The following is a 20,326-nucleotide window of genomic DNA, read 5'->3' as shown; positions in this document are numbered from 1 at the left end:
CGGTCTCCACCGACTCCGGCGGTCCGGCCCGGCCCCGGACCGGACCGGACCGCTGCCAGGAGTCCAGGTCCGGAAGAGACAGAGGTCGTAGCAATGAACCGCATCATCATGTGTCCTGGGGGAAGGTGCGCAAGAGGCCGGGATCCCCGTCAGGAAGTCGCCCTCGGGAGAGCCACTGTCACTCGGTGGGAAGGAAGGACCCGTACGCCTCCAGACGCCGTCCCCCGCCACCCCGCCATAAACCGTCGTTGGGGCGGAACTGCAGCGGCGGCTCGTCGTCGTACGCCGGGATGGCTTCGAGCTCGACGGTGTCCCAGAGAGCCTCGCGGAGGAACTCGGTGAAGCCGCCCTCGAAGCGCTGCACATCCCACAGCCTCGTACGACTACCAATCTTCCAGCTGTCCGGATCGTCACCGTCCGTGATCCAGAAGACCGCGCATCCCTCCGTGGTGAACAGGAACGGCAGCCGGCCGCCCGGATCGGAGAAGAACGGCACGGACACGGGAGGCCGCTGGTTCCCGGCGTTCCAGGAACGATAGTCCTCGGCCTCCTTGCGCAGATTGGCCATGAACTCGACGTTGGAGTTCTCGACGCCAGGTACGCACACGACAAAGTAGTCGCTGGAGTTTCCCGGGCCGAACCAGTAGACGTACTCCTTGTAGTCGGCCGGCAGGCGGGTGCCGAGTTCGGCCTCGACGCGCGCCCAGTCGACGACATACCGGCGGGGCTCCGCCAGGCCGGCGGCACGTGCCAGGTCGGTCATGCTCATGAGCAGCCAGGGTCCAGTCCGCCCCCGCCCGCCGGGGGACCGTTCGATGTGTTGTACACAGTGCAGCGCCCAACGTACCCCTGGTCACCCAGGGTCACCAGTTCCACGGTCTCGGGCACCGTCTGCCCAGGTTTTCCGTAGGTGGGTATCGATGTGCAGTAAATGGTCTCGCCCGCATCCAGCCTGGACCTGACATATCGCCCTTGGCGCGTTCGGCGACGGCGTGGACGCCCCGGATCACGGCGTTGAACGCCTTGTCGCAGCCGGCGAGTTCCACCGCCCTTGGGCTTCTTGATGCCCAGCGTGACGGCGAGCCGGTTCAGGGCCTCGACCAGGCCGTGGGCGCGGGCGCAGGTGGTGTCGTGCTCGCGGCCCGGGCGGATCGGGGAGACCCAGATCGGCCAGCCGTCCGGGCTGCGGTGACCTGCGCGTTCCCGCCGTGGGGCCTGCGCTTGCCGGACCACCACAGGTCCGCGCCGTTGGAGCCGGCGGCGGCCACGCGGTCGGTGCGGATGACCGTGCCGTCCAGGTTGAGGTGGGTGTATCCGGCCGCCGCCGCACGTTCCAGCGTGGTGGACAGGTCGGGCGCATGGTCGGCCAGACGGTCAGGCCCTCGTGAAGATAGCGGTAGGCGGTCGGGACCGAGATGCCGTTGTCCCGGGCGAGTTGAGCCAGCCGGCTGCCGCCGACGAACCAGCGCAGCACGAGCACAGCCTGCCTGAAGACGCCCAGTGCGCGGGTGTCCTTGCGGGTGCCGAGCCGCTCGCGGTGCCCGCGCAGCAGCTTCGCGAGGTGCTCGGCGGTCGCCCATATCCGGATACCCGGTCTCGCACGAATCAGCGCTTGCGGTTGGGGTTCCACTCATAGGCGCCGGGGGCCGTCTCGATGACTTCGCGGGGCCAGGTCTGCCGGACGTGTTCCAGACTCTTGCGATGCTCCGCCCTCCAGTCTTCCCGGGGCCGAGTGCCCAGAACAGTCCAGAGGCGGTCCGGGTCGGTGACCTGGATCGACAGTTCGCCGTCCTCGTGTACGTGAATTTCCAGGTTCAGGCCACGGTCTCCACCGATTCCGGCAGTCCTGCCCGGTCCCAGGTCGGACAGCTGCTGCTCCCAGGAGTCCAGGTCGTCATGGAAAAGGTGGAGATGGAGCCGGGCGTCCACGAAACTCGTGGAGACGAGCACATCCGCACGCAAGATGTCGTGGCCGGTCAGCACGCCCGGCTGGTACCGCCCCGTGACGCGCACGATGCAGTGGTCCCCGTCCGGATCGGCGACGTGAATCAGGTCCACCGGGGCAGGTTCCGTCACGCTGTCCTCGCTTTCGTGCGCTGATGCAGCCCGTATCGTCCCCTGTCGCCGGACGAACGACGTAGTCGGCACCCGTGTCATGGCGGAGTCACCTGCCCTGGGCCGAACCGGTACCGGCAGAACGGCCGTCGACCGCGTCCGGCCGTACCGGAGCGGCGTCTTGAGGCGATGTTTTCACCACGGGCTTCTTTGTCTGAGACGGCGGCGCGGACACCACGCAGAAGGAGGCAGGACCGTCGTGCCCGATTCCAGCCCGGTCGAGCTGATGTCCCTCACGGACGGCGAGCAGGGCGTCTCCGTGCGCGTCGTCGAGGGAATGAGTTTCTCCGGCACCGCCCGGTACGACACCCTCCGCGCCGAGATCGTGGTCGACACCGCATTCGTCAGTGGCCGTGTCGAGCTGTATCTCAACGCGTACGACCTCGACGGTTGGGCCGAGGTCCTGGAGTCTGTCGCGGCCGGAGAAAAGGCCACCTGGCTGGAGAGCGGACGCTCCCCGCGGATCATGATCGACCCCACGGACGAGAACGAGAGCGGGTGCACGGAGGTGAGCGTCTACGACGTCACCGGCTCACAGGTCGTCGTCACCGTGCCCCTCATGGACCGCCCCGACTGGGACGCACACCGTCAGATGCTCACTCTGGTGAGAAACCGCTTCGAGCTGGAGCGGTGAGAGGACCGGGGTTCAAGGCCGCCCTCTGCGAGTCCGATGACGGCCCCGCCCGCTCAGGACTCCGCTCCCGGGACCTTCTCGGCACGGTCCCGGTCCAACCGGTAGCGGGGAGGAGCGGTCAGCCCGCGTCACGGGCCAGTTGCTCGATTCTCACCACCCGACTCCAGGGGCCCGGCGCGCCGAAGCACGTCCGCGGATCGTAGCCGGTGGAGTCGGTGAGGAGCGGCCCTGCCGCGCTGACCCGGCCCGCGTGAGCGGCCCTGCCGCGCTGCCGCGCCCGCGTAAAATTCGGTCGTACGCGTCGGCCTCCGCCTCTAAGGTTTCCGGCCGGGCACGACGACGGTACGGGGGCCGAAGACCATGCGGACGCACTATCCACGCACCCGTCATCTGCCCTGGTCGCCCGGCGCCACCTCCGACGACGTGCGGATGACCGACCTCGCCGCGCTGGCCGGGACCGAGGTCGTCGTGACCGAGAAGCTGGACGGCGAGAACACGACGTTGTACGCGGACGGGCTGCACGCCCGTTCGCTGGATTCGGCGCATCATCCGTCCCGGACCTGGGTGAAGGCTCTCCAGGCCCGCGTCGGGGCACGCATTCCGCAGGGGTGGCGGATCTGCGGGGAGAACATGTTCGCCCGGCACTCCCTCGCGTACGAGGCGCTGGAGAGCCACTTCTACGGGTTCTCCGTGTGGGACGGCGACCGCTGCCTGGGCTGGGACCGGACCGTGGAGTTCCTGCGCTCCCTGGGCATCCCGGCGCCGCCGGTGCTGTGGCGCGGGGTGTTCGACGCGAGGGCGCTGCGCGCGCTGAAGCCGGATACGGGGCGGCAGGAGGGGTACGTCGTGCGGCCGGCGGCGGGCTTCCCGGCGGCGCTGTTCGGGAGCGTCGTCGGCAAGTGGGTGCGGCCGGGCCATGTGGTGACCGATACGCACTGGATGCACGCGGAAGTCGTGGAGAACGGGCTCGGTGCGGGGGCGGCGCTGTGGGCGGTACGGTCCGGAGCACCCGTCGACCCCACAGCGCTGGCGGCGGCGGTGGGTGCCGATCCGGAAGACGGGCCGGGGCACGCCCTCGCCGCCGCCGATGCCCTCGACGCCCTCGGCCGCACCGGCGACGACCGGCTCGCCGGTGTCCTCGCCGCCCTGCTGCACGGCACCCGCCGCACCGCCGTCGCCCCGGCCCTCGCGGGCCGCATCGGCATGCCGCTCGCCCGCCGCGTCGCGGACCTCGTAGGGCTCGCCCCCGGGCTGCACCGCCCCTACCCCGACGAGGAGCGGCGCGCCGGGCTGGCCCGGATGGCGCTCGCCGCCGACCTGTCCGTCCTGCACGCGGTGTCCGGGGTGCTGGCGGACACCGCCGAGGCGCGGGAGCAGGTCGAGTGGTCGGCCCTGCACGCCGAGGACGTGAGGGAGCCGGACGGGCTCGCCGGGGCGTTCGCCGGTCTCGCGCCGGAGGCCGCCGACCGCTGCCTGGCGCAGGCCCGCGAGGCGTACGCGGACGGTCGCATCGCCACCGCCGATGAGGCGGTCGCCGCGACCTGGCGGTGGCGGTCCGGGGACTTCCCGCGCCTGGTCCAGCTGGCCGGGCCCTCGGGCAGCGGCAAGAGCACCTTCGGCCGGGCCCTGCCGGGCGTCGCCACGTACATCTCGCTGGACGACCTGCGCCTGGCCCGGGGCTCGCGCGCGGACCAGAGCGCCAACGGGGACGTGCTGCGCGAGGGCCTGGACCGGCTGGACGCGGCCCTCGTCCCCGGCGCGACGGTGGTCTGGGACGCGACCTCGCTCAACCCGCACCAGCGTTCCCTGGTCCACGCGGTCGCCCGCCGCCGCGACGCCCTGGTCACGCACGCCGTGGCCTGGGTCGGCGAGGCGGAGCTGGCCGCGCGCAACGGGCGCCGGGAGCACCCAGTGCCGCCGCAGGTGCTGGCCTCGCAGCTGCACCGCTTCGTCCCGCCCTACCCCGGCCAGGCGCACCGCACCTGGTACATCGGCACCAGTGGAACCGTGGAGGACCGGGCCTGATGCGTACGAGCGAGGAGATCTACCACCGGGTCCGCTGGGACGCCCGCTTCGACCCGGCGCGCTTCGTGCTGGGCGTGGCGCAGCGCGGCCGGGAGCCGAAGCGGGTGCCGCTGGACCGGTTCACACCCGGCGGGGACATCCCCTGGCACCGGGTCCTCTTCTTCGAGGCGGACGGCGAGGTGGTCTGGGACCGGGCGACGGGCACGGACCGCATCGACGCGACGGACGCCGGCCGGATACGGGAGGCGCGCCGCCTGCCGTCCCCCTACTTCACGGCCCGTGTCCCGCACGCGTACGCCCCGGCGACGGGCACCTGGGAACCGGCGTCGACCGGGGCGCCGGGCCCCTCCGCGCCGCTGACGGTCCTCACCTGGAACACCCTCTGGGACCGCTACGACAGCGACCGCATCGACACGGCCCGGCGCCGCCCGCTCCTGGCCGAGGCCCTGCGCGCGGCGGACGCGGACGTGATCGCGCTCCAGGAGGTGGAGTCCGCGCTGCTCACGCTGCTGCTGGGCTGCGACTGGGTGCGTGCCCACTACACACTCGCGGCCGACCCTGCCGGGCACGACGTGCCGGACACCGGTCTGCTGCTGCTCAGCCGCCTGCCGGTGACCGAGGCGGCGGTGCACGTGCTGGGCCCGCACAAGGCGGTCGCGGCGGTGGCCGTCGAGACGGCGGATGGCCCGGTCACGGTGGCGGTCACGCACCTCAGCAGCGACCACTCCTCGGGGGGCGCGGTCCGTCGCGACACTGAACTGGCGGAGCTGGCAACGGGGTTGGCGGCGGTGGCGGGCGAACTCGTACTCGTCGGCGACTTCAACGACGGCGGCGACCGCCCGCAGACCCGCCTGGCGATGGCGGACGCCTGGCCGGAGGTCCACGGCCCCGCCGACGACACGCCGACCTTCGATCCGTCGGCGAACCCCCTCGCCGCGATCTCGTCCCTCTCGGGCCGCGTCTCGCGCCTGGACCGGGTACTGCTGCGTACGGACCGGCTGCGGGCGCGCGCGGCGACCCTGACGGGTGACGCCCCGGACCCCGGGGGGCTGTACGTCTCCGACCACTACGGGGTACGGGTGGAACTCGCCGCACCCTCCGCGCGGGCCGACGAGGTCGCCGACCGGGTCGCGGCGGCGCTTCCCGGGGCGCGCGTGCACGTCGTGGGCTCCCGGCGCATGGGCTGCGCACGCCCCGGCGCGGACCTGGACCTGGTGGCGGCGCTGCCCGACGCCGCTGGTGTACGGGACCGGCTGGCCGCCGCCTTCCCGGAGGCGCGGGACCTGCGGGAGGTCACGGGCGCCCGGGTGCCGGGGCTGCGGTGGTACGTGGACGGCCTGCGGGTGGACCTGGTCACCGTGGCGACGGGGACCGTGCCGCCGGCCGAAGCGGTCGCGCGCCGGACGGAGTTGGGCGAGGCGGCGGCGGTCGCGCTGAGCGCGGTGAGCGACGCGGAGGCGTTCCCGCATCGGGAGGCGTTCACCGCACTGGCCCGGGACGTGAAGGAGTGGGCGGCGGCGAGGGGCCTGGACTCCGCGCCGTGCGGCGGCCTCCCGGGCATCGCGTGGGCGCTGCTCGCGGCCCGCACGGCACACGCGGGCGGCGGCCTGCGGGACTTCTTCGCGACGTGGGCGGCGTGGGACTGGCGCGTCCCGGTGGGCGGGGGCCCGGCGACCACCGCCCCGGTCACGGTGTACACACCGACGCCCCCGGTCCGCTCCTGCACGACACAGGTCTCCCCCGCAGGCCGCGACCTGCTCACGGCGGAACTGTTCCGGGCCTGGGAACTCCTGGACACGGAGCCGGACGCGCTCTGCGCCCCGCCCGCGCTCACCGAGCACACCGCCTGGGCCCTCGCGACAGCCGCCCCGCCCGAGGAGGGCCGCCTACGCGGACGCCTCCTGGCCCTGACCGCCGCCCTGGCCGAGGCGGGCACCCCGGACTGCCGCGTCTGGCCCCGCCCGGTCACGGTGCCCGGCGGCACGGGGTACGCGATCGGCCTGGGCGCGACCCCGCCGGACGGCGCCCGGCTGGCGGAGATCGGGGCGGAGGTGCTGCGCGGGATCACGGGGGCGTCGCTGATGCCGCTGCACCCCGGACCGGGGCGCGGGGTTCCGTCCTCAAACGCCGGACGGGCTTGAATGGGCCCTCCGCGAAGGGCCCGTCACTGCCGGGTCACCGACCCGCAGCGTACGAAACGAAGCCCGTCCACGCGGTCTCGCCGAAGGCGAGCTCCGGCACGGACAGGTCCTTGGAGTCACGGACATGCACCGCGCCGGGCACGGCCGCGACCTCAACACAGTCGTGGCCGTCGCTGCTGTCGCTGTAGCTGCTCTTGAACCACTCGATCTCGCGGATCATGTCCCTCTCCCAGCGCGTGAAGGATCAGCGGTCGGCTGCGTACGAAACGAAACCCGCCCACGCGCTCTCGCCGAAGGCGAGCTGCGGCACGGACAGGTCCTTTGAGTCACGGACATGCACGGCGCCGGACGCCGCCGCGACCTCGACGCACTCGTTACTGTCGCTGCTGTCGCTGTAGCTGCTCTTGAACCACTCCAGCCGAGGAGCGTCGGCGCCAGAGTTCTTGCTGCTCATGTCTCTCCCAGTACTTGCTCGATGAAGGCCCGCGACTCCCGAGGCGTGAGAGCCTGAGCCCGCATGATCCCAGTGCGCAGCTCGATGATCCGCAGGTGCCTCGGATCAGCGACCGGACGGCTGCCGAACTCACCTTCGGAACGCCCCACCGCTGAACCGTCCTTGAACTTCAGCACCTGCATAAGGCCACCCATTCCCGCATGATCCTCGCGGTTGGTCGGCATCACCTGGATCTCAACGTTCCGCAGCTTCCCCACCTCCAGGAGGTGTTCGAGCTGACGTCGCAGCACCATTCTGCCCCCAAGAGGGCGCCGCAGCGTCGCCTCTTCCTGCACAAAGCTCAGCTCCGGCGCAGGTGAGCGGCTGAAGATGGTCTTTCGAGCCATTCGAGCAGCGACCAACCGCTCCACCTCGTCCGACGAGAAGGCGGGCCGACGCATCCCGAACAGCGCCCGCGCGTACTCCTCCGTCTGCAACAGACCGTGGAGGTTGTGGCTTCCGTAGGCCGAGAGTTCGGCGGCCTGCGCCTCCAGCTTCGCCAGCTCACGAATCTTCTTCGGGTACCGGACGGTTGCCAGGTCCTGCTTCATCGCGGCGATCTTCCCGCCCGCCCCGCACACGTCGTCCGCCATGTCCAGGAACTCCGGGCGGGGAATCCGGCGGCCGCCCTCCACCTTGTAGACCAGGTTCTCCCCGTACCCCATCGCCGCACCGAACTCCGCAGCCGTCAGCCCTGCCGCCTCCCGCCACGCCCTGAGCTGCCGCCCCACCGCAGCGACCACCGCGACGCCCGACTCGTCGTCCGGGTCGACGTCCCAGCCCGGCTCGTCCGCCCCGGCGTCCGCCTGCCACTGCGTACCGATCTCGTCCACACTCATCCGTGCCCCGCTTCCCGCGCGCGTGCCGTTCTTCCTCAACCGTGTACGTCCCCCGGGCGTCACCCCGTACAGCGGGGACAGCGCTGGACAAGCTGGGGACAATGACCGTACGTAAGCGCCGAGTCACTGTTCACGGTAGGCGCCCATGGCCACCCTGAGTGACGTGAACCGAGAAATCACCCGAACCGAACGTTCCGCTCCCGCCCGGCAGTTCGCCGTACTGCTCTCCCCCACGCGCCGGGGAGCACGCCTTGCGCGGCTGCTCACCACGGCGCACCTGGGCGACTGGGGGCTCCCCACCGAGGCCGCCGCGCACATCGTCGCCGAGCTGGCCGCCAACGCCGCCGTGCACGGACGCGTGCCGGGCCGGGACTTCCGGCTGTCGCTCGCCGTGGACGACGCCTCGCGCCTGCGGATCGAGCTCACCGACACCCGGAGTGACCGCCTCCCCGTCGCCGACTCGCCCGGCCCGGACGCCGAGAGCGGGCGCGGCCTGCTCATCGTCGCGGCGCTGGCGGACCGTTGGGGCGTCGTGGAGGGACCGGTGCCCCGTAAGACGGTGTGGGCGGAGCTCGACCTCGCGCCGTGACCAAGCCCACCGCGTCGCGGCCGGCCGCGTCCCGGGCCACCGGGTCGCGGTCCTCCACGACGTCATAAAGGCCTTTAAAGAACCCGGGAAAGAACCAGACCCAACCCCACCCCACCCCGTTCTGACCTGCATCACTCGCGCGAGTGAACTAGGCCAACTGGGCTGGATTCGGGACGGGTTGCCTGGCATATGCTCGCCGCGACAACACCACACAACGTGACGGCCCCCGGCGAGACGCCAATCTCCACCGAGGGCCTGACCAACACGGAAGAGACCACTTCCTGATGGCTACCCCGCAGGTTATCGCGCACCCCCGCACCCCGTCCGGCTCCCCCGGGCCCCACCCCGACGTCACGCCGACCTCCGGCGTCATCCACGTCAACGTGCGCCACCTCTCCGGCTTCACGGTCATCGGCAACCACCTCGCCCAGCACGCGAAGCTCTCGCTCACCGCGATCGGGCTCGCCGCGCACATCCAGTCGCTGCCCGCCGGGGCCACGGTCGGCATCAAGGCGCTCGTGGCCCGCTTCCCGGAGAGCGAGGCCCGCATCGCCTCCGCACTGCGCGAGCTGGAGGCCGCCGGTTACCTCCACCGCAGCCGCCTGCGCCTCCCGGACGGCCGGGTCGTCACCCGTACGACCTCGTATAACCACCCCGGCACCGCCGCCCCCGCGACCACGCCCGCACGGCAGACGCCCACCCCGCGCCCCGCCCAGGACCCCCCGCCGCCCGCCGCACCGGCCCCGGCCCCGACTGACCCGCCCCCGCCGCTCCCCGACCCGCACACCCCGGCGGCGCAACGGCACCAGGCGGCGACGGCACTCCTCGCCGGTCTCCGCCGTCACGCGCCGCAACTCGTGCTCTCGGAGAAGGCCATCCGTGAGCTCGCCCCCACAGTCGCCACCTGGCTCGAACGCGACGTGCGCCCCGCCGCCATCCAGCGCGCCCTGACCGACGACCTCCCGCCCGCCCTCACGCACCCGGCCGGGTTCGTGCGCACCCGGCTGACCGCCCTCCTGCCACCCCCGCTCCCCGCAGCACCGGCACCGGCCCCCGCGGCCATCCCCCTCCAGGACTGCGACGGCTGCGACCGCGTCTTCCGCGCCCCGGAACCGGGCCGCTGCCGCGACTGCCGCACCGATGAATCCGCCCACAGCCAGCAAGCCCAGAGGTGCTGAGAGCGGCGGGATCGATTCGTCCACAAAGACGGCTTGTCCGTCGATTCTGTTTCCGACCAGATACGGAGCCGAGACCCCATGCTGCGTAAGTTCGGCGTCTCACCCCTCCGCGTGGGATACCGTCCAGTAGCCTCGGCTTTTGAACAGGTGCGACTGTGAGCGAGAGCAGCTGGCGCCGGCGCATGCGTGCGGCCCACGCCCAAGACCCGGACGTCACCGCACGACTGCTGGACGAGTTGGGTACGGAAGACCGGGACGCCGCCGAGATCGAAGCGGACCATCGCATGAGCCGTCTCGAAGCCATGCGGGAGTACCAGCCGGGCGCCACTCTCCAGGAAGAGCTTTGCCTCCGTCTCAGCGGACCGGAGGCCGAGCGCGGAGCATTGCGCTTCCAGTGGGGGAACGCGCTCCTGGACCCCGTCGAGAGGGCGGTTTCCAAGGCCGCGGGCACACCTGTCGAGCTCGAGGTCACCGGCCTGTCGCGGGGCAGCACTGTCGTCCATGCCCGCCCGGTCGTGTCGGTGGCGCCTGATCCGGAAGCGCTCGGAGGCCCCGTGCCCACAGCTGCGGACAAGGGGGTACGCACATTCGCCCGGCTCCTCACCGCCCTGGAGGAGGAGAACGACGTACGGGAATGGGCCCAGCTCTTCGATTCGGTGGACGCCTTGTCCAAAGCGCTGGATCGCCTCCAGCTGAATCTCGGTCTGACCTGGTACGCCGCGGACGGAGGAGTACGGTAGGCAGACCTGACGCAGCGAGGGGTTCAATACGCCAAACGGCTCCAGGCCACACGGGACGATGATCAGGAGTTCACGATCTCCGGCCGTGTAACCGAGCTACGCAGCAGCGGTGTGGTCAAAGTGAAGTCCGGGCTGGCGCAGAACGCTGCCGCGTATGACGTACGCGTCGAACCGGAACAGCTCTACCGCATGCGCTTGGCTTTGGGGGACAACGTGCATTTCCGGGTGCGCTACAGGCGCAAACTCGATGCCGTCGGCCGTACCAGGGTGTCGGAGTACCACTTCCTCGACATGGCGGCAGAGGAGCTCACTCTCGACGCCGCCAACGACCCGCCAACCGCCTGACCAGGCGAAACCGCCGGGGCCCGGCCGAGCGTCTCTCCGTGCATGGAAACCGAACAGACGTCCCGGCGCGAAGCCCTCACCGCCGCCGCAGGGCTCCTCACCGCGCTGCTCGGCGCCCTCGCGGGCCTCGCCCTCTGGCTCCCGTACGGCCGCAGGGGACTCTTCGGCGCCTTCGAGGGCGAGCGGAACACCGACGTACTCCTCCTGGGCCTGCCGGTCCTGCTCGTCGGCGGGACCGTCGCCGCGCTGGCCGTCTTCGCCCTCCTCCGGGGGCGGCGGCGCACCGCGCTCGGGCTGGCGGTGGCCGTGGCCGGGCTCGCCGCCGCCGGGTTCGGGTTCGACGTGCTGGCCGGGCCGCAGGCCGTGAGCGACTGCGGTTCGCCCTGCTGAGCACTGCCGTGACCTGAGGGTCCTCGGCGCGTCCCGCCAGTCACCGCAACGCGGCGGCTGCCTCGCGCATTCGTCCCGCGACACGCTCGATCGATGCCACATCATCGGCGCGGTCACTCGACGCTCGGGGATTGGAGATGTACACCGCGATGGCCATCGGGCCCTCGTCCCCCGAGCGAGCAAGGGAGACAGACCAGGAGACCGATTCTCCGCCGCTGTCCACGTCCCACTTCTGCACCCACCCGGTCACGCCGTCGGCCGAGGTCCGCAAGGCCGACTGCAACTGTTCAGCGGTCCGTTGCCCCACTACCCGGCGTCCATCGTCTTGGGCGAGATACTCCGGCGATTCCACGCTGCCGTCGGCCCTGACCACCTTCGTGACCAGTTGCGGATGCACCTGCTTGCCGCCGCCCGCGATGACGGCCATCACCCGTGCCATCTGGACGGGCGTCGCGGTGACGCCTCCGGACCCATTGGCAGCGGCGGCCAGGTCCGCCGCGCTCCGTCCACGTGGGTAGTTGCTCGGATTGAGGATCACCGGAATGCGCACCTCGTCGTCGTTGAAGCCGAACGACTCTGCCGTCGCGGCGAGTTGCGCCTCCCCTACGTCGACCGCCAAGCGCGCGAAGACGTTTCCGCACGCATAGTGCAGCGCGGTGCGTATGGAAGCGTTCCCGCAATGGGCGGGGTCACCGGTCAGCGCCTTGCTGCTGCCGGGAGGGGTGTAGGACGCCGGAGTGTCCGTCGCCTCGTCCACCGAGGAGTAGAGCCCCTTCTCCAGAGCCGCTGCCGCGACGACGAGATGAAAGGTCTCACCCGGCGGCGTCGATTGCTTCCTGGTCCGGTTCAGCAACGGCTTGTGCCTGTCGCCGATCAGTTCGTCCCAGCCGCGGCCGTCTTCCATCGTATTGCCGCTGAAAGTGGCCGGGTCGTACGACGGAGTGCTGACCAGTGCACGGATGTGCCCGGTCCGCACGTCTACAGCGACCGCGGCACCCTCCCGGCCGTCCAGCGCATCCATGGCGGCGCGCTGGACGGCCGGCGAAATGGCCGTCACCACGTTGCCCGGCCGACTGCCGAGGGAGGACGCGCCGGGGTTCAGGACGTCGTCGTACGCCGATTCCAGCTCATTGCGCCCGAATGCCATTGACCTATACCCCGTAACGGCTGAGTACAGCTCGCCGTCCGTATAGGTGCGCCGGTAGGGGACCTTGCGAACCCTGGACGGCCGGGAACCGGTGATCGCCCGGCCCTCGACGATGATGTTGCCCAGACCGGTCTTCGGGGGCGTTGGCATCGACTGCTCGTCACGCGGCTTGTCACCCGACGCACCGGCGCGCTTCCCCGTTCCGGTATCGCCGTTCCCTGCTGTCCCGCAACCCGCCAAGGGGACAAGCAGGGTGAGCAGCGTGGCCAACGAAGCCCATGGGCGCTTTGTCGTAGGCATGCGGTCATCCTAGGGCCCGCCCCGTAGGCACACCCCTCGCCCTGCTGACCGCTTGGTGGTGCAACTGCACGGTCAGGGCACGGCGTTGGTACGCCGTGGTCGGCGGCACTGTCGAGGAGGGCGGAGGCGCCGCGTCTCCGGGGGACGCGTGACGCAAGGGCCGCGAACTCAGTGGGCCGGCAGCTCCCGTTCCAGCCGGGCCACCAGTGGCCCGACGAGGCCGTGGTCCCCGTCATCCGGGGTCCGCAGGACGCCGCCCGCCCTCTGCCGGACTCCCGCCATGCATGCACGTACCACTCAAGACTGGGACCTGCACCCCACCACCTCCGCCGGCCTGGAGGGTGGACGTCTTCATGGTCCGCGGCCCGGGGCTGCCTCGTAACCGTAAAAACCGAAGGGCCCCGTCCCACCGCGTGAACGGTGGGACGGGGCCCTTCTTGGTGCTCTGTGCGGAGCAACCAGGTCAGACGGTCAAGTGACTACTTGACGATCTTGGTGACCTGGCCGGCGCCCACGGTCCGGCCACCCTCACGGATGGCGAACTTCAGGCCCTCCTCCATGGCGACCGGCTGGATCAGCGCGACGTCCATGAGGGTGTTGTCACCCGGCATGACCATCTCGGTGCCCTCGGGAAGGGTCACAACGCCCGTCACGTCCGTGGTACGGAAGTAGAACTGCGGGCGGTAGTTGTTGAAGAAGGGGGTGTGACGGCCACCCTCGTCCTTCGACAGGATGTAGGCCTGGGCCTGGAAGTCCGTGTGCGGCGTGACCGAACCCGGCTTGATGATGACCTGGCCGCGCTCGACGTCCTCGCGCTTGATGCCACGGAGGAGCAGACCGACGTTCTCACCGGCCTGGCCCTCGTCGAGCAGCTTGCGGAACATCTCGATGCCGGTGACCGTGGTGGTGGTCTTCTCGGTCTTGATACCGACGATGTCGACGGTCTCGTTGACCTTGAGGACACCACGCTCGATGCGGCCGGTGACGACGGTGCCACGACCGGTGATCGTGAAGACGTCCTCGATCGGCATCAGGAACGGCTTCTCGACGTCGCGCTCGGGCTGCGGGATGTTCTCGTCCACGGCCTTCATGAGCTCGAGGACGGTGTTGCCCCACTCCTTGTCGCCCTCGAGGGCCTTGAGCGCCGAGACCTTGACGACCGGAAGGTCGTCGCCCGGGAACTCGTACTCGGAGAGCAGCTCGCGGACCTCGAGCTCGACGAGCTCCAGGATCTCCTCGTCGTCCACCATGTCGGCCTTGTTCAGGGCGACGACGATGTACGGAACGCCGACCTGGCGGGCCAGGAGCACGTGCTCCTTGGTCTGCGGCATCGGGCCGTCGGTGGCGGCGACCACGAGAATGGCGCCGTCCATCTGCGCGGCACCGGTGATCATGTTCTTGATGTAGTCCGCGTGACCCGGGCAGTCGACGTGCGCGTAGTGACGCGACTCCGTCTGGTACTCGACGTGCGCGATGGAGATGGTGATACCGCGCTGGCGCTCCTCGGGAGCCTTGTCGATCTGGTCGAAGGCCGAGGCCTCGTTCAGGTCGGGGTACGCGTCGTGCAGCACCTTGGTAATGGCGGCCGTGAGGGTCGTCTTACCGTGGTCGATGTGACCGATGGTGCCGATGTTGACGTGCGGCTTAGTCCGCTCGAACTTCGCCTTCGCCACTGGGTCCTCCTGTGGAGTGGTTCTGTACGCCTTGCTTCATCGGCGCCAGGTGATCTTTGCTGGGATGCCGGCCCCCGGGGGCATTCTCCACGAAGTGTGAACTGCGCGACGAATGCCCCACGGGCTCCGGTGACAAGCCTAAAGCGTGAGCTCGGGAGAGTTACTCGCCCTTGGCCTTCGCGATGATCTCCTCGGCGACGTTCCGCGGAACCTCGGCGTAGGAGTCGAACTGCATCGAGTAGCTTGCGCGACCCGAGGTCTTGCTGCGGAGGTCTCCGACGTAGCCGAACATCTCCGAGAGGGGCACGAGGCCCTTCACGACGCGAGCGCCGCTGCGCTCCTCCATGGCCTGGATCTGGCCACGGCGGGAGTTGAGGTCGCCGATGACATCGCCCATGTAGTCCTCGGGCGTGGTGACCTCGACGGCCATCATCGGCTCAAGGAGCACGGGGGACGCCTTGCGGGCACCCTCCTTGAACGCCTGCGAACCGGCGATCTTGAAGGCGAGCTCCGAGGAGTCGACCTCGTGGTAACCACCGTCGAGAAGGATGACGCGGACGCCGACCATCTCGTAACCGGCCAGGATGCCGAACTGCATGGCTTCCTGGGCACCCGCGTCCACCGAGGGGATGTACTCACGGGGGATGCGGCCACCGGTGACCTTGTTGACGAACTCGTACGACGCGTCGCCGCCCTCAAGGGGCTCAATGGCGATCTGCACCTTCGCGAACTGGCCGGTACCACCAGTCTGCTTCTTGTGCGTGTAGTCGATGCGCTCGACGGCCTTGCGGATCGTCTCGCGGTACGCGACCTGCGGCTTGCCGACGTTCGCCTCGACGCGGAACTCGCGCTTCATGCGGTCGACGAGCACCTCGAGGTGAAGCTCGCCCATACCACCGATGATGGTCTGGCCGGTCTCCTCGTCGGAGTGCACCTGGAAGGACGGGTCCTCCTCGGAGAGGCGCTGGATGGCGACACCCAGCTTCTCCTGGTCACCCTTGGACTTGGGCTCGATCGCGACCTGAATGACCGGCGCCGGGAAGTCCATGGACTCCAGGATGACCGGGTTCTTGTCGTCGCACAGCGTCTCACCGGTGGTGGTCTGCTTCAGGCCCATGACGGCGATGATGTCGCCGGCGCCCACCGAGTCGATCTCCTCACGCTTGTTTGCGTGCATGCGGTAGATCTTGCCGATGCGCTCCTTCTTGCCCTTGACGGAGTTCAGCACCGCGGTGCCGGCGTCCAGGCGACCGGAGTAGATCCGGACGAAGGTGAGCTTGCCGAGGTGCGGGTCGCTCGCGATCTTGAACGCCAGAGCCGAGAGCGGCTCGTCGTCCGAGGGCTTGCGCTTGATGACGGTCTCGGCGTCCTTGGGGTCGTGGCCCTCGATGGCCTCGACGTCCAGGGGGGAGGGCAGGTAGCGGACGACCGCGTCGAGCAGGGGCTGGACGCCCTTGTTCTTGAACGCCGTGCCACAGAACACCGGGGTGACCGTGACGGAGTCGGCGCTGCCGCGGGAGGCCAGCGTGATGCGGCGGATCGCCTCGTGCAGCTGGTCCTGGGTGGGCTCGGTGCCCTCCAGGTACAGCTCCATCATGGCGTCGTCGTTCTCGGCCACGGCCTCAAGGAGCTTGCCGCGCCACTCGTCGGCCTGCTCCTGGAGGTTCTCCGGGATGTCGACGACGTTGTACATCTCGCCCTTGGCGGCCTCTTCGGGGTACACGAAGGCCTTCATCGACACGAGGTCGACGACGCCCGTGAAGTCCGCCTCGGCGCCGATGGGCAGCTGCATGACGATCGGGGTCGCGCCGAGGCGGTCCACGATCATGTTGACGCAGCGCAGGAAGTCGGCGCCGGTGCGGTCGAGCTTGTTGACGAAGCAGATGCGCGGCACGCCGTAGCGGTCCGCCTGACGCCAGACCGTCTCGGACTGCGGCTCGACGCCGGCCACACCGTCGAACACGGTGACGGCGCCGTCGAGGACGCGGAGCGAACGCTCCACCTCGACGGTGAAGTCGACGTGACCCGGGGTGTCGATGATGTTGATGGTGTGGTCAACATCGTTGAGCGGCCAGTGACAGGTCGTCGCGGCGGACGTGATGGTGATGCCGCGCTCCTGCTCCTGCTCCATCCAGTCCATCGTGGCAGCGCCGTCGTGGACCTCACCGATCTTGTACGAAACGCCGGTGTAGAACAGGATCCGCTCAGTGGTGGTCGTCTTGCCCGCGTCGATGTGGGCCATGATCCCAATGTTGCGGACCTTGGCCAGGTCAAGCGAAGTGGTGGCCATAAGGCTCAGTCTTCTCTCGGTCTCGATGGGGGTAGCGACTACCAGCGGTAGTGCGCGAAGGCCTTGTTGGACTCGGCCATCTTGTGGGTGTCCTCACGCTTCTTGACGGCAGCGCCAAGACCGTTCGAGGCGTCGAGCAGCTCGTTCATGAGCCGCTCGGTCATCGTCTTCTCGCGGCGGGCGCGGGAGTAACCCACGACCCAGCGCAGCGCGAGGGTGGCGGCACGACCGGGCTTGACCTCGATCGGCACCTGGTAGGTGGCGCCACCGACACGGCGGGACTTGACCTCGAGCGAGGGCTTGACGTTCTCCAGCGCGCGCTTCAGCGTGATCACCGGGTCGGCGCCGGTCTTCTCACGAAGACCCTCCATGGCGCCGTACACGATCCGCTCGGCGGTGGAACGCTTGCCGTCGAGCAGGATCTTGTTGATCAGCGACGTGACAAGAGGAGAGCTGTAGACCGGGTCGATGATGACCGGGCGCTTCGGGGCGGGGCCCTTACGAGGCATTCTTACTTCTCCTTCTTGGCGCCGTAGCGGCTGCGGGCCTGCTTGCGGTTCTTGACACCCTGGGTGTCGAGCGAGCCGCGGATGATCTTGTAACGAACACCCGGCAGGTCCTTCACACGGCCACCACGCACGAGCACGATGGAGTGCTCCTGCAGGTTGTGTCCCTCACCCGGGATGTAGGCCGTGACCTCGATGCCCGAGGTCAGACGCACACGTGCGACCTTCCGGAGCGCGGAGTTCGGCTTCTTCGGGGTGGTCGTGAACACACGCGTGCAGACGCCGCGGCGCTGGGGCGAACCCTCGAGCGCGGGCGTCTTGTTCTTCTCGACCTTGTCCTGCCGGCCCTTCCGGACCAGCTGCTGGATCGTAGGCACTACTTCTCCGGTTTCTGTGTGCCGTCGGTGAAACTAACCTGGAACGTCGCCGACCCACGCGGTCGGGTGTGTCGGATCCTGCGAGCCCGTACCGGAACGGCATGAGGAGCACGGATCACGGTGGCCGAAGACAGGTCCGCCATGCGGTTGAGGACACGCACACGAACCCAGGCACACCCCAGGCACAAGGTCTGAGCGTACCTACCTCATGGACTGCGGTCAAAACAAATGCCCTGAGGCCGACGCCCGCTCCGGGGTGATCCCAAGGCAGCGCCCCACCTCGCACGCTACCCCGTGTCCCACGTCACAGGGGCTCACCGTCGGGCGCGACGCGGTTCGCGCCTCCGGCCGGCCGGCGCGACGGAGGGCGCAGCCGGGGAATCGTGGGCACCCGGGAGCTTCGGCTCCGGGGGCCGGGGCGGGCCCGGTCCCTCGCTCACCGCCGGCCGCACCCGCGAGTCAGTAGGACCCCAGCAGCCACGCGCCCACGGCGACAAATGGAACCCCCACCAGGGCGCCGAGCACGATTGCCCTCTTCAGCCCCGTACTGTCCAGGCTTCGCTCGGTCTCCAACAGCGCGTCCTGCGGCCTGCGGGAGTCATAGATCAGGGGATGGGACGAGCCCACCGGTGCGGGCGCGTACTTGGTCGTCAGCGTTGTCCGCACTTGCTCGGCGCCGACCGAATACTGCCAGACCACCCTCATCTCACCGTCGTCCGGAATTCCGTGAGCAACACAGACGGCCTCGGTCCTGACGCCACGCCTACGCATTTTCCGGACAGTCGAAAAGCTATTGAAACCAGCTAGGCCGAGGATGCAGAAGAACAGACCGACAAGCATGAAAAAGAATCCCAGCAGATCCATGAACCTTTTCCTCGCCACCCCAGAAGAGATGAGTCCGTAAACGTGGTCAGGAAAGCACACGGACGACGAATGCCGCGATGAGCAGCAGAAACATGACCAGAAGGAAAACGCGCACCTTCGTACCGTCTGGCGGGACCTGATAGGCGAGGCCGGCCCGTTTCGGGTTCTCCCGGTCGTAGAGGACTTCGACCTGCTGCCCTATCTGAGCAGCAGGAGCAGATGACGAGGAGGTCGTGAAAGTGACTTCGTCCTCACCTATTCGGTATTGAATACGACACGAGACCTTCTGGTCGACCGGGGCGGAATGCGCAATGCAGACACCCATGACGCGCACACCCCGCCGGCGAAGACGTTCATTCGACAGGTGCGGAACCGCAAAAACAAGAATGACGATGACTGCAAGGACCATTCCGACGTCCAGCAGAAGTTTCATATCGTCTCGCACCATCGATGCATCCCCTCCACCTACATACGCCCCGCACGCTCCTCGGCCTGAAAGTTCTCGTCGACCGGAACCATGCGCTGATCCGCACCGGGCCGGGCCGGACGCGGGCGGCTCCATCCTCTCTCGCGGCGCACCAACTACACTACGGAACGCGCGTATTGGAGCTCCGGGCCCCAGCACCACCCTCCCGAGCGCTCCCGCGTACGTGCCCCCCACACCTCCAGCCGTCCTCCCGCCCTTCAGGAGCACCACGTGCAGGTCGTGTCCCGTCCCGTCGTCGCCACCCTCGCCACTGTGAGCGTGCTGCTGCTCGGCTCAGCCTGCGGCAGTCAGGCCTCGGACGACTCAGCAGCCGCCCCCTCGGATCCCCCGGCCGCCTCGGTGGCCGCCGACGAGGAGAGCACGGAGCCGTCAGGTTCCCCATCCCCCTCCACTTCCGCCTCCGCCTCCGCCTCCGCGTCCCCCTCACCCTCGGCGTCGGCCTCCGCATCCGCGTCCCCCTCGAAGCGGCCCACCGGTTCGGCCTCGCCGAAGCGCGCCTCCGGTACGAAGACAGAGCCCACGAAGACCGCGTCGAAGCCGCCCGCCGCCCCGTCCTTCCCCGTACCGGTCTCCGTGGGCAACGCCACCCAGCTGATCACCGTGCGCGCCTCCGGCTCGTACGCGACCGTGACCGCGTGGCAGAAGGGCTCGGCGGGGTGGAAGGCACAGTTCTCCACCACGGCCGGACGTGTCGGCTCCAACGGAGTGACCAACGGGTCCACCCGGCGCCAGAACACGTACACGACCCCGAACGGCACCTACACCCTCACCGAGGGCTTCGGCGTCCAGGCCGGGGGCACGGCGATGCCGTACACCGTGGTCAACAGCACCCACTGGTGGGTGGAGGACCCGGAGTCGAAGTACTACAACCAGATGCACTCCGCGGCCGGCGCGGACTTCCCCCTGACGGAGAGCGGTGTACGAGGCAGCGAGCACCTGGTGAACTACCCCACGCAGTACGCCAAGGCGCTCGTCATCAACTACAACCGGTGGCCGGCCGTGCCCGGCCGGGGCGCCGGCATCTTCCTGCACGTCAACGGCAGCGGCGCGACCGCCGGCTGCGTCTCCGTCCCCCGGGCGACCATGGACCGGATCATGGGCTGGATCAGCCCGAACGCACACCCCCGGATAGCCATCGGCTGACCACCGCACGCAGAAGGGCGCCCACCCCGTCGATGACGGGATGGGCGCCC

The 20,326-nt window shown here is 69.5% G+C and carries 22 protein-coding genes and 1 pseudogene; 9 read left to right on the top strand and 14 right to left on the bottom strand.

Features of this window, described 5'->3' with window-relative positions; all coding sequences use genetic code 11:
• Positions 1-178: 178 nt before the first annotated feature.
• From OG242_RS19430 to OG242_RS19420, 3 genes and pseudogenes are all read right to left on the bottom strand, one after another.
• Positions 179-769: an SMI1/KNR4 family protein gene (locus OG242_RS19430; protein WP_405899376.1), complete on the bottom strand. Its 591-nt coding sequence runs from the start codon at positions 767-769 to the stop codon at positions 179-181.
• Between the two features lie 205 nt (positions 770-974).
• A pseudogene (locus OG242_RS19425) lies at positions 975-1,609 on the bottom strand (transposase family protein); the annotation flags it as partial.
• Positions 1,606-2,058, bottom strand: a complete 453-nt coding sequence (locus tag OG242_RS19420; protein ID WP_405899375.1) for a DUF5959 family protein — start codon at positions 2,056-2,058, stop codon at positions 1,606-1,608. The gene OG242_RS19420 and the pseudogene OG242_RS19425, both read right to left, overlap by 4 nt.
• Positions 2,059-2,314: 256 nt before the next feature.
• Between OG242_RS19420 and OG242_RS19415 the strand changes: the two genes are divergently transcribed.
• The 3 genes from OG242_RS19415 (at position 2,315) to OG242_RS19405 (ending at position 6,915) form a co-directional block, all read left to right on the top strand.
• Positions 2,315-2,749 carry a DUF5959 family protein gene (locus OG242_RS19415; RefSeq protein WP_405899374.1) on the top strand — a complete coding sequence of 145 codons (435 nt, stop codon included), beginning with the start codon at positions 2,315-2,317 and terminating at the stop codon, positions 2,747-2,749.
• 360 nt (positions 2,750-3,109) lie between these two features.
• Positions 3,110-4,774 (top strand): RNA ligase family protein, encoded by a 1,665-nt coding sequence (locus OG242_RS19410; protein WP_405899373.1) that lies wholly within the window; start codon positions 3,110-3,112, stop codon positions 4,772-4,774.
• Positions 4,774-6,915: an RNA repair domain-containing protein gene (locus tag OG242_RS19405; RefSeq protein WP_405899372.1), complete on the top strand. Its 2,142-nt coding sequence runs from the start codon at positions 4,774-4,776 to the stop codon at positions 6,913-6,915. Before OG242_RS19410 ends, OG242_RS19405 begins: the two co-directional genes overlap by 1 nt.
• A gap of 34 nt (positions 6,916-6,949) precedes the next feature.
• Here the strand turns inward: OG242_RS19405 and OG242_RS19400 are convergent, their stop codons facing one another.
• The 3 genes from OG242_RS19400 to OG242_RS19390 are packed head-to-tail and all read right to left on the bottom strand — an operon-like array spanning position 6,950 to position 8,247.
• Entirely contained in the window at positions 6,950-7,135 is a 186-nt protein-coding gene (locus OG242_RS19400) for a DUF397 domain-containing protein (RefSeq protein ID WP_405899371.1), read from the bottom strand.
• A gap of 24 nt (positions 7,136-7,159) precedes the next feature.
• Entirely contained in the window at positions 7,160-7,369 is a 210-nt protein-coding gene (locus OG242_RS19395) for a DUF397 domain-containing protein (protein ID WP_405899370.1), read from the bottom strand.
• Positions 7,366-8,247: a helix-turn-helix domain-containing protein gene (locus OG242_RS19390; protein WP_405899369.1), complete on the bottom strand. Its 882-nt coding sequence runs from the start codon at positions 8,245-8,247 to the stop codon at positions 7,366-7,368. The genes OG242_RS19395 and OG242_RS19390 overlap by 4 nt, the downstream gene beginning before the upstream one ends.
• A gap of 163 nt (positions 8,248-8,410) precedes the next feature.
• Here OG242_RS19390 and OG242_RS19385 point away from each other — a divergent pair, with 163 nt between their 5' ends.
• The 5 genes from OG242_RS19385 to OG242_RS19365 all read left to right on the top strand — a co-directional run bounded on the left by OG242_RS19385 (position 8,411) and on the right by OG242_RS19365 (position 11,489).
• Positions 8,411-8,836, top strand: a complete 426-nt coding sequence (locus OG242_RS19385) for an ATP-binding protein (RefSeq protein ID WP_405899368.1) — start codon at positions 8,411-8,413, stop codon at positions 8,834-8,836.
• A gap of 284 nt (positions 8,837-9,120) precedes the next feature.
• The gene (locus OG242_RS19380; RefSeq protein ID WP_405899367.1) at positions 9,121-10,014 is read left to right on the top strand and encodes a helix-turn-helix domain-containing protein; all 894 of its coding nucleotides are present in this window, start codon (positions 9,121-9,123) and stop codon (positions 10,012-10,014) included.
• Between the two features lie 155 nt (positions 10,015-10,169).
• A complete protein-coding gene (locus OG242_RS19375; RefSeq protein WP_405899366.1) occupies positions 10,170-10,754 on the top strand; it encodes a hypothetical protein in 585 nt (194 codons plus the stop codon).
• Between the two features lie 111 nt (positions 10,755-10,865).
• Positions 10,866-11,099 (top strand): hypothetical protein, encoded by a 234-nt coding sequence (locus OG242_RS19370; RefSeq protein WP_405899365.1) that lies wholly within the window; start codon positions 10,866-10,868, stop codon positions 11,097-11,099.
• Between the two features lie 42 nt (positions 11,100-11,141).
• Positions 11,142-11,489 (top strand): hypothetical protein, encoded by a 348-nt coding sequence (locus tag OG242_RS19365; protein WP_405899364.1) that lies wholly within the window; start codon positions 11,142-11,144, stop codon positions 11,487-11,489.
• A 40-nt stretch (positions 11,490-11,529) separates the two neighbouring features.
• Here OG242_RS19365 and OG242_RS19360 read toward each other — a convergent pair whose 3' ends face one another.
• From OG242_RS19360 to OG242_RS19325, 8 genes are all read right to left on the bottom strand, one after another.
• The gene (locus OG242_RS19360; RefSeq protein WP_405899363.1) at positions 11,530-12,936 is read right to left on the bottom strand and encodes a penicillin-binding transpeptidase domain-containing protein; all 1,407 of its coding nucleotides are present in this window, start codon (positions 12,934-12,936) and stop codon (positions 11,530-11,532) included.
• 479 nt (positions 12,937-13,415) lie between these two features.
• Positions 13,416-14,609, bottom strand: a complete 1,194-nt coding sequence (gene tuf, locus OG242_RS19355) for an elongation factor Tu (protein ID WP_405899362.1) — start codon at positions 14,607-14,609, stop codon at positions 13,416-13,418.
• A 160-nt stretch (positions 14,610-14,769) separates the two neighbouring features.
• Positions 14,770-16,899 carry an elongation factor G gene (gene fusA / locus OG242_RS19350; RefSeq protein WP_405899361.1) on the bottom strand — a complete coding sequence of 710 codons (2,130 nt, stop codon included), beginning with the start codon at positions 16,897-16,899 and terminating at the stop codon, positions 14,770-14,772.
• Between the two features lie 38 nt (positions 16,900-16,937).
• On the bottom strand, positions 16,938-17,408 hold the full coding sequence (rpsG, locus tag OG242_RS19345; protein ID WP_018101248.1) for a 30S ribosomal protein S7: 471 nt from the start codon (positions 17,406-17,408) through the stop codon (positions 16,938-16,940).
• 2 nt (positions 17,409-17,410) lie between these two features.
• Entirely contained in the window at positions 17,411-17,782 is a 372-nt protein-coding gene (gene rpsL / locus OG242_RS19340; protein WP_003948652.1) for a 30S ribosomal protein S12, read from the bottom strand.
• A gap of 459 nt (positions 17,783-18,241) precedes the next feature.
• Positions 18,242-18,646 (bottom strand): DUF3592 domain-containing protein, encoded by a 405-nt coding sequence (locus OG242_RS19335; protein WP_405899360.1) that lies wholly within the window; start codon positions 18,644-18,646, stop codon positions 18,242-18,244.
• Between the two features lie 46 nt (positions 18,647-18,692).
• A complete protein-coding gene (locus tag OG242_RS19330; protein WP_405899359.1) occupies positions 18,693-19,079 on the bottom strand; it encodes a DUF3592 domain-containing protein in 387 nt (128 codons plus the stop codon).
• Positions 19,080-19,420: 341 nt separating this feature from the next.
• A complete protein-coding gene (locus OG242_RS19325) occupies positions 19,421-19,720 on the bottom strand; it encodes a hypothetical protein (protein WP_405899358.1) in 300 nt (99 codons plus the stop codon).
• Between OG242_RS19325 and OG242_RS19320 the strand changes: the two genes are divergently transcribed.
• Entirely contained in the window at positions 19,707-20,276 is a 570-nt protein-coding gene (locus OG242_RS19320) for a L,D-transpeptidase (RefSeq protein ID WP_405899357.1), read from the top strand. The genes OG242_RS19325 and OG242_RS19320 overlap by 14 nt on opposite strands.
• The last annotated feature ends 50 nt before the right edge of the window (positions 20,277-20,326 follow it).

This window comes from Streptomyces sp. NBC_00727 (assembly GCF_045161745.1).
GTDB lineage: Bacteria > Actinomycetota > Actinomycetes > Streptomycetales > Streptomycetaceae > Streptomyces.
Note: the sequence above shows the minus strand (reverse complement) of the source record. Positions and strands in the feature narration are given on the sequence as shown.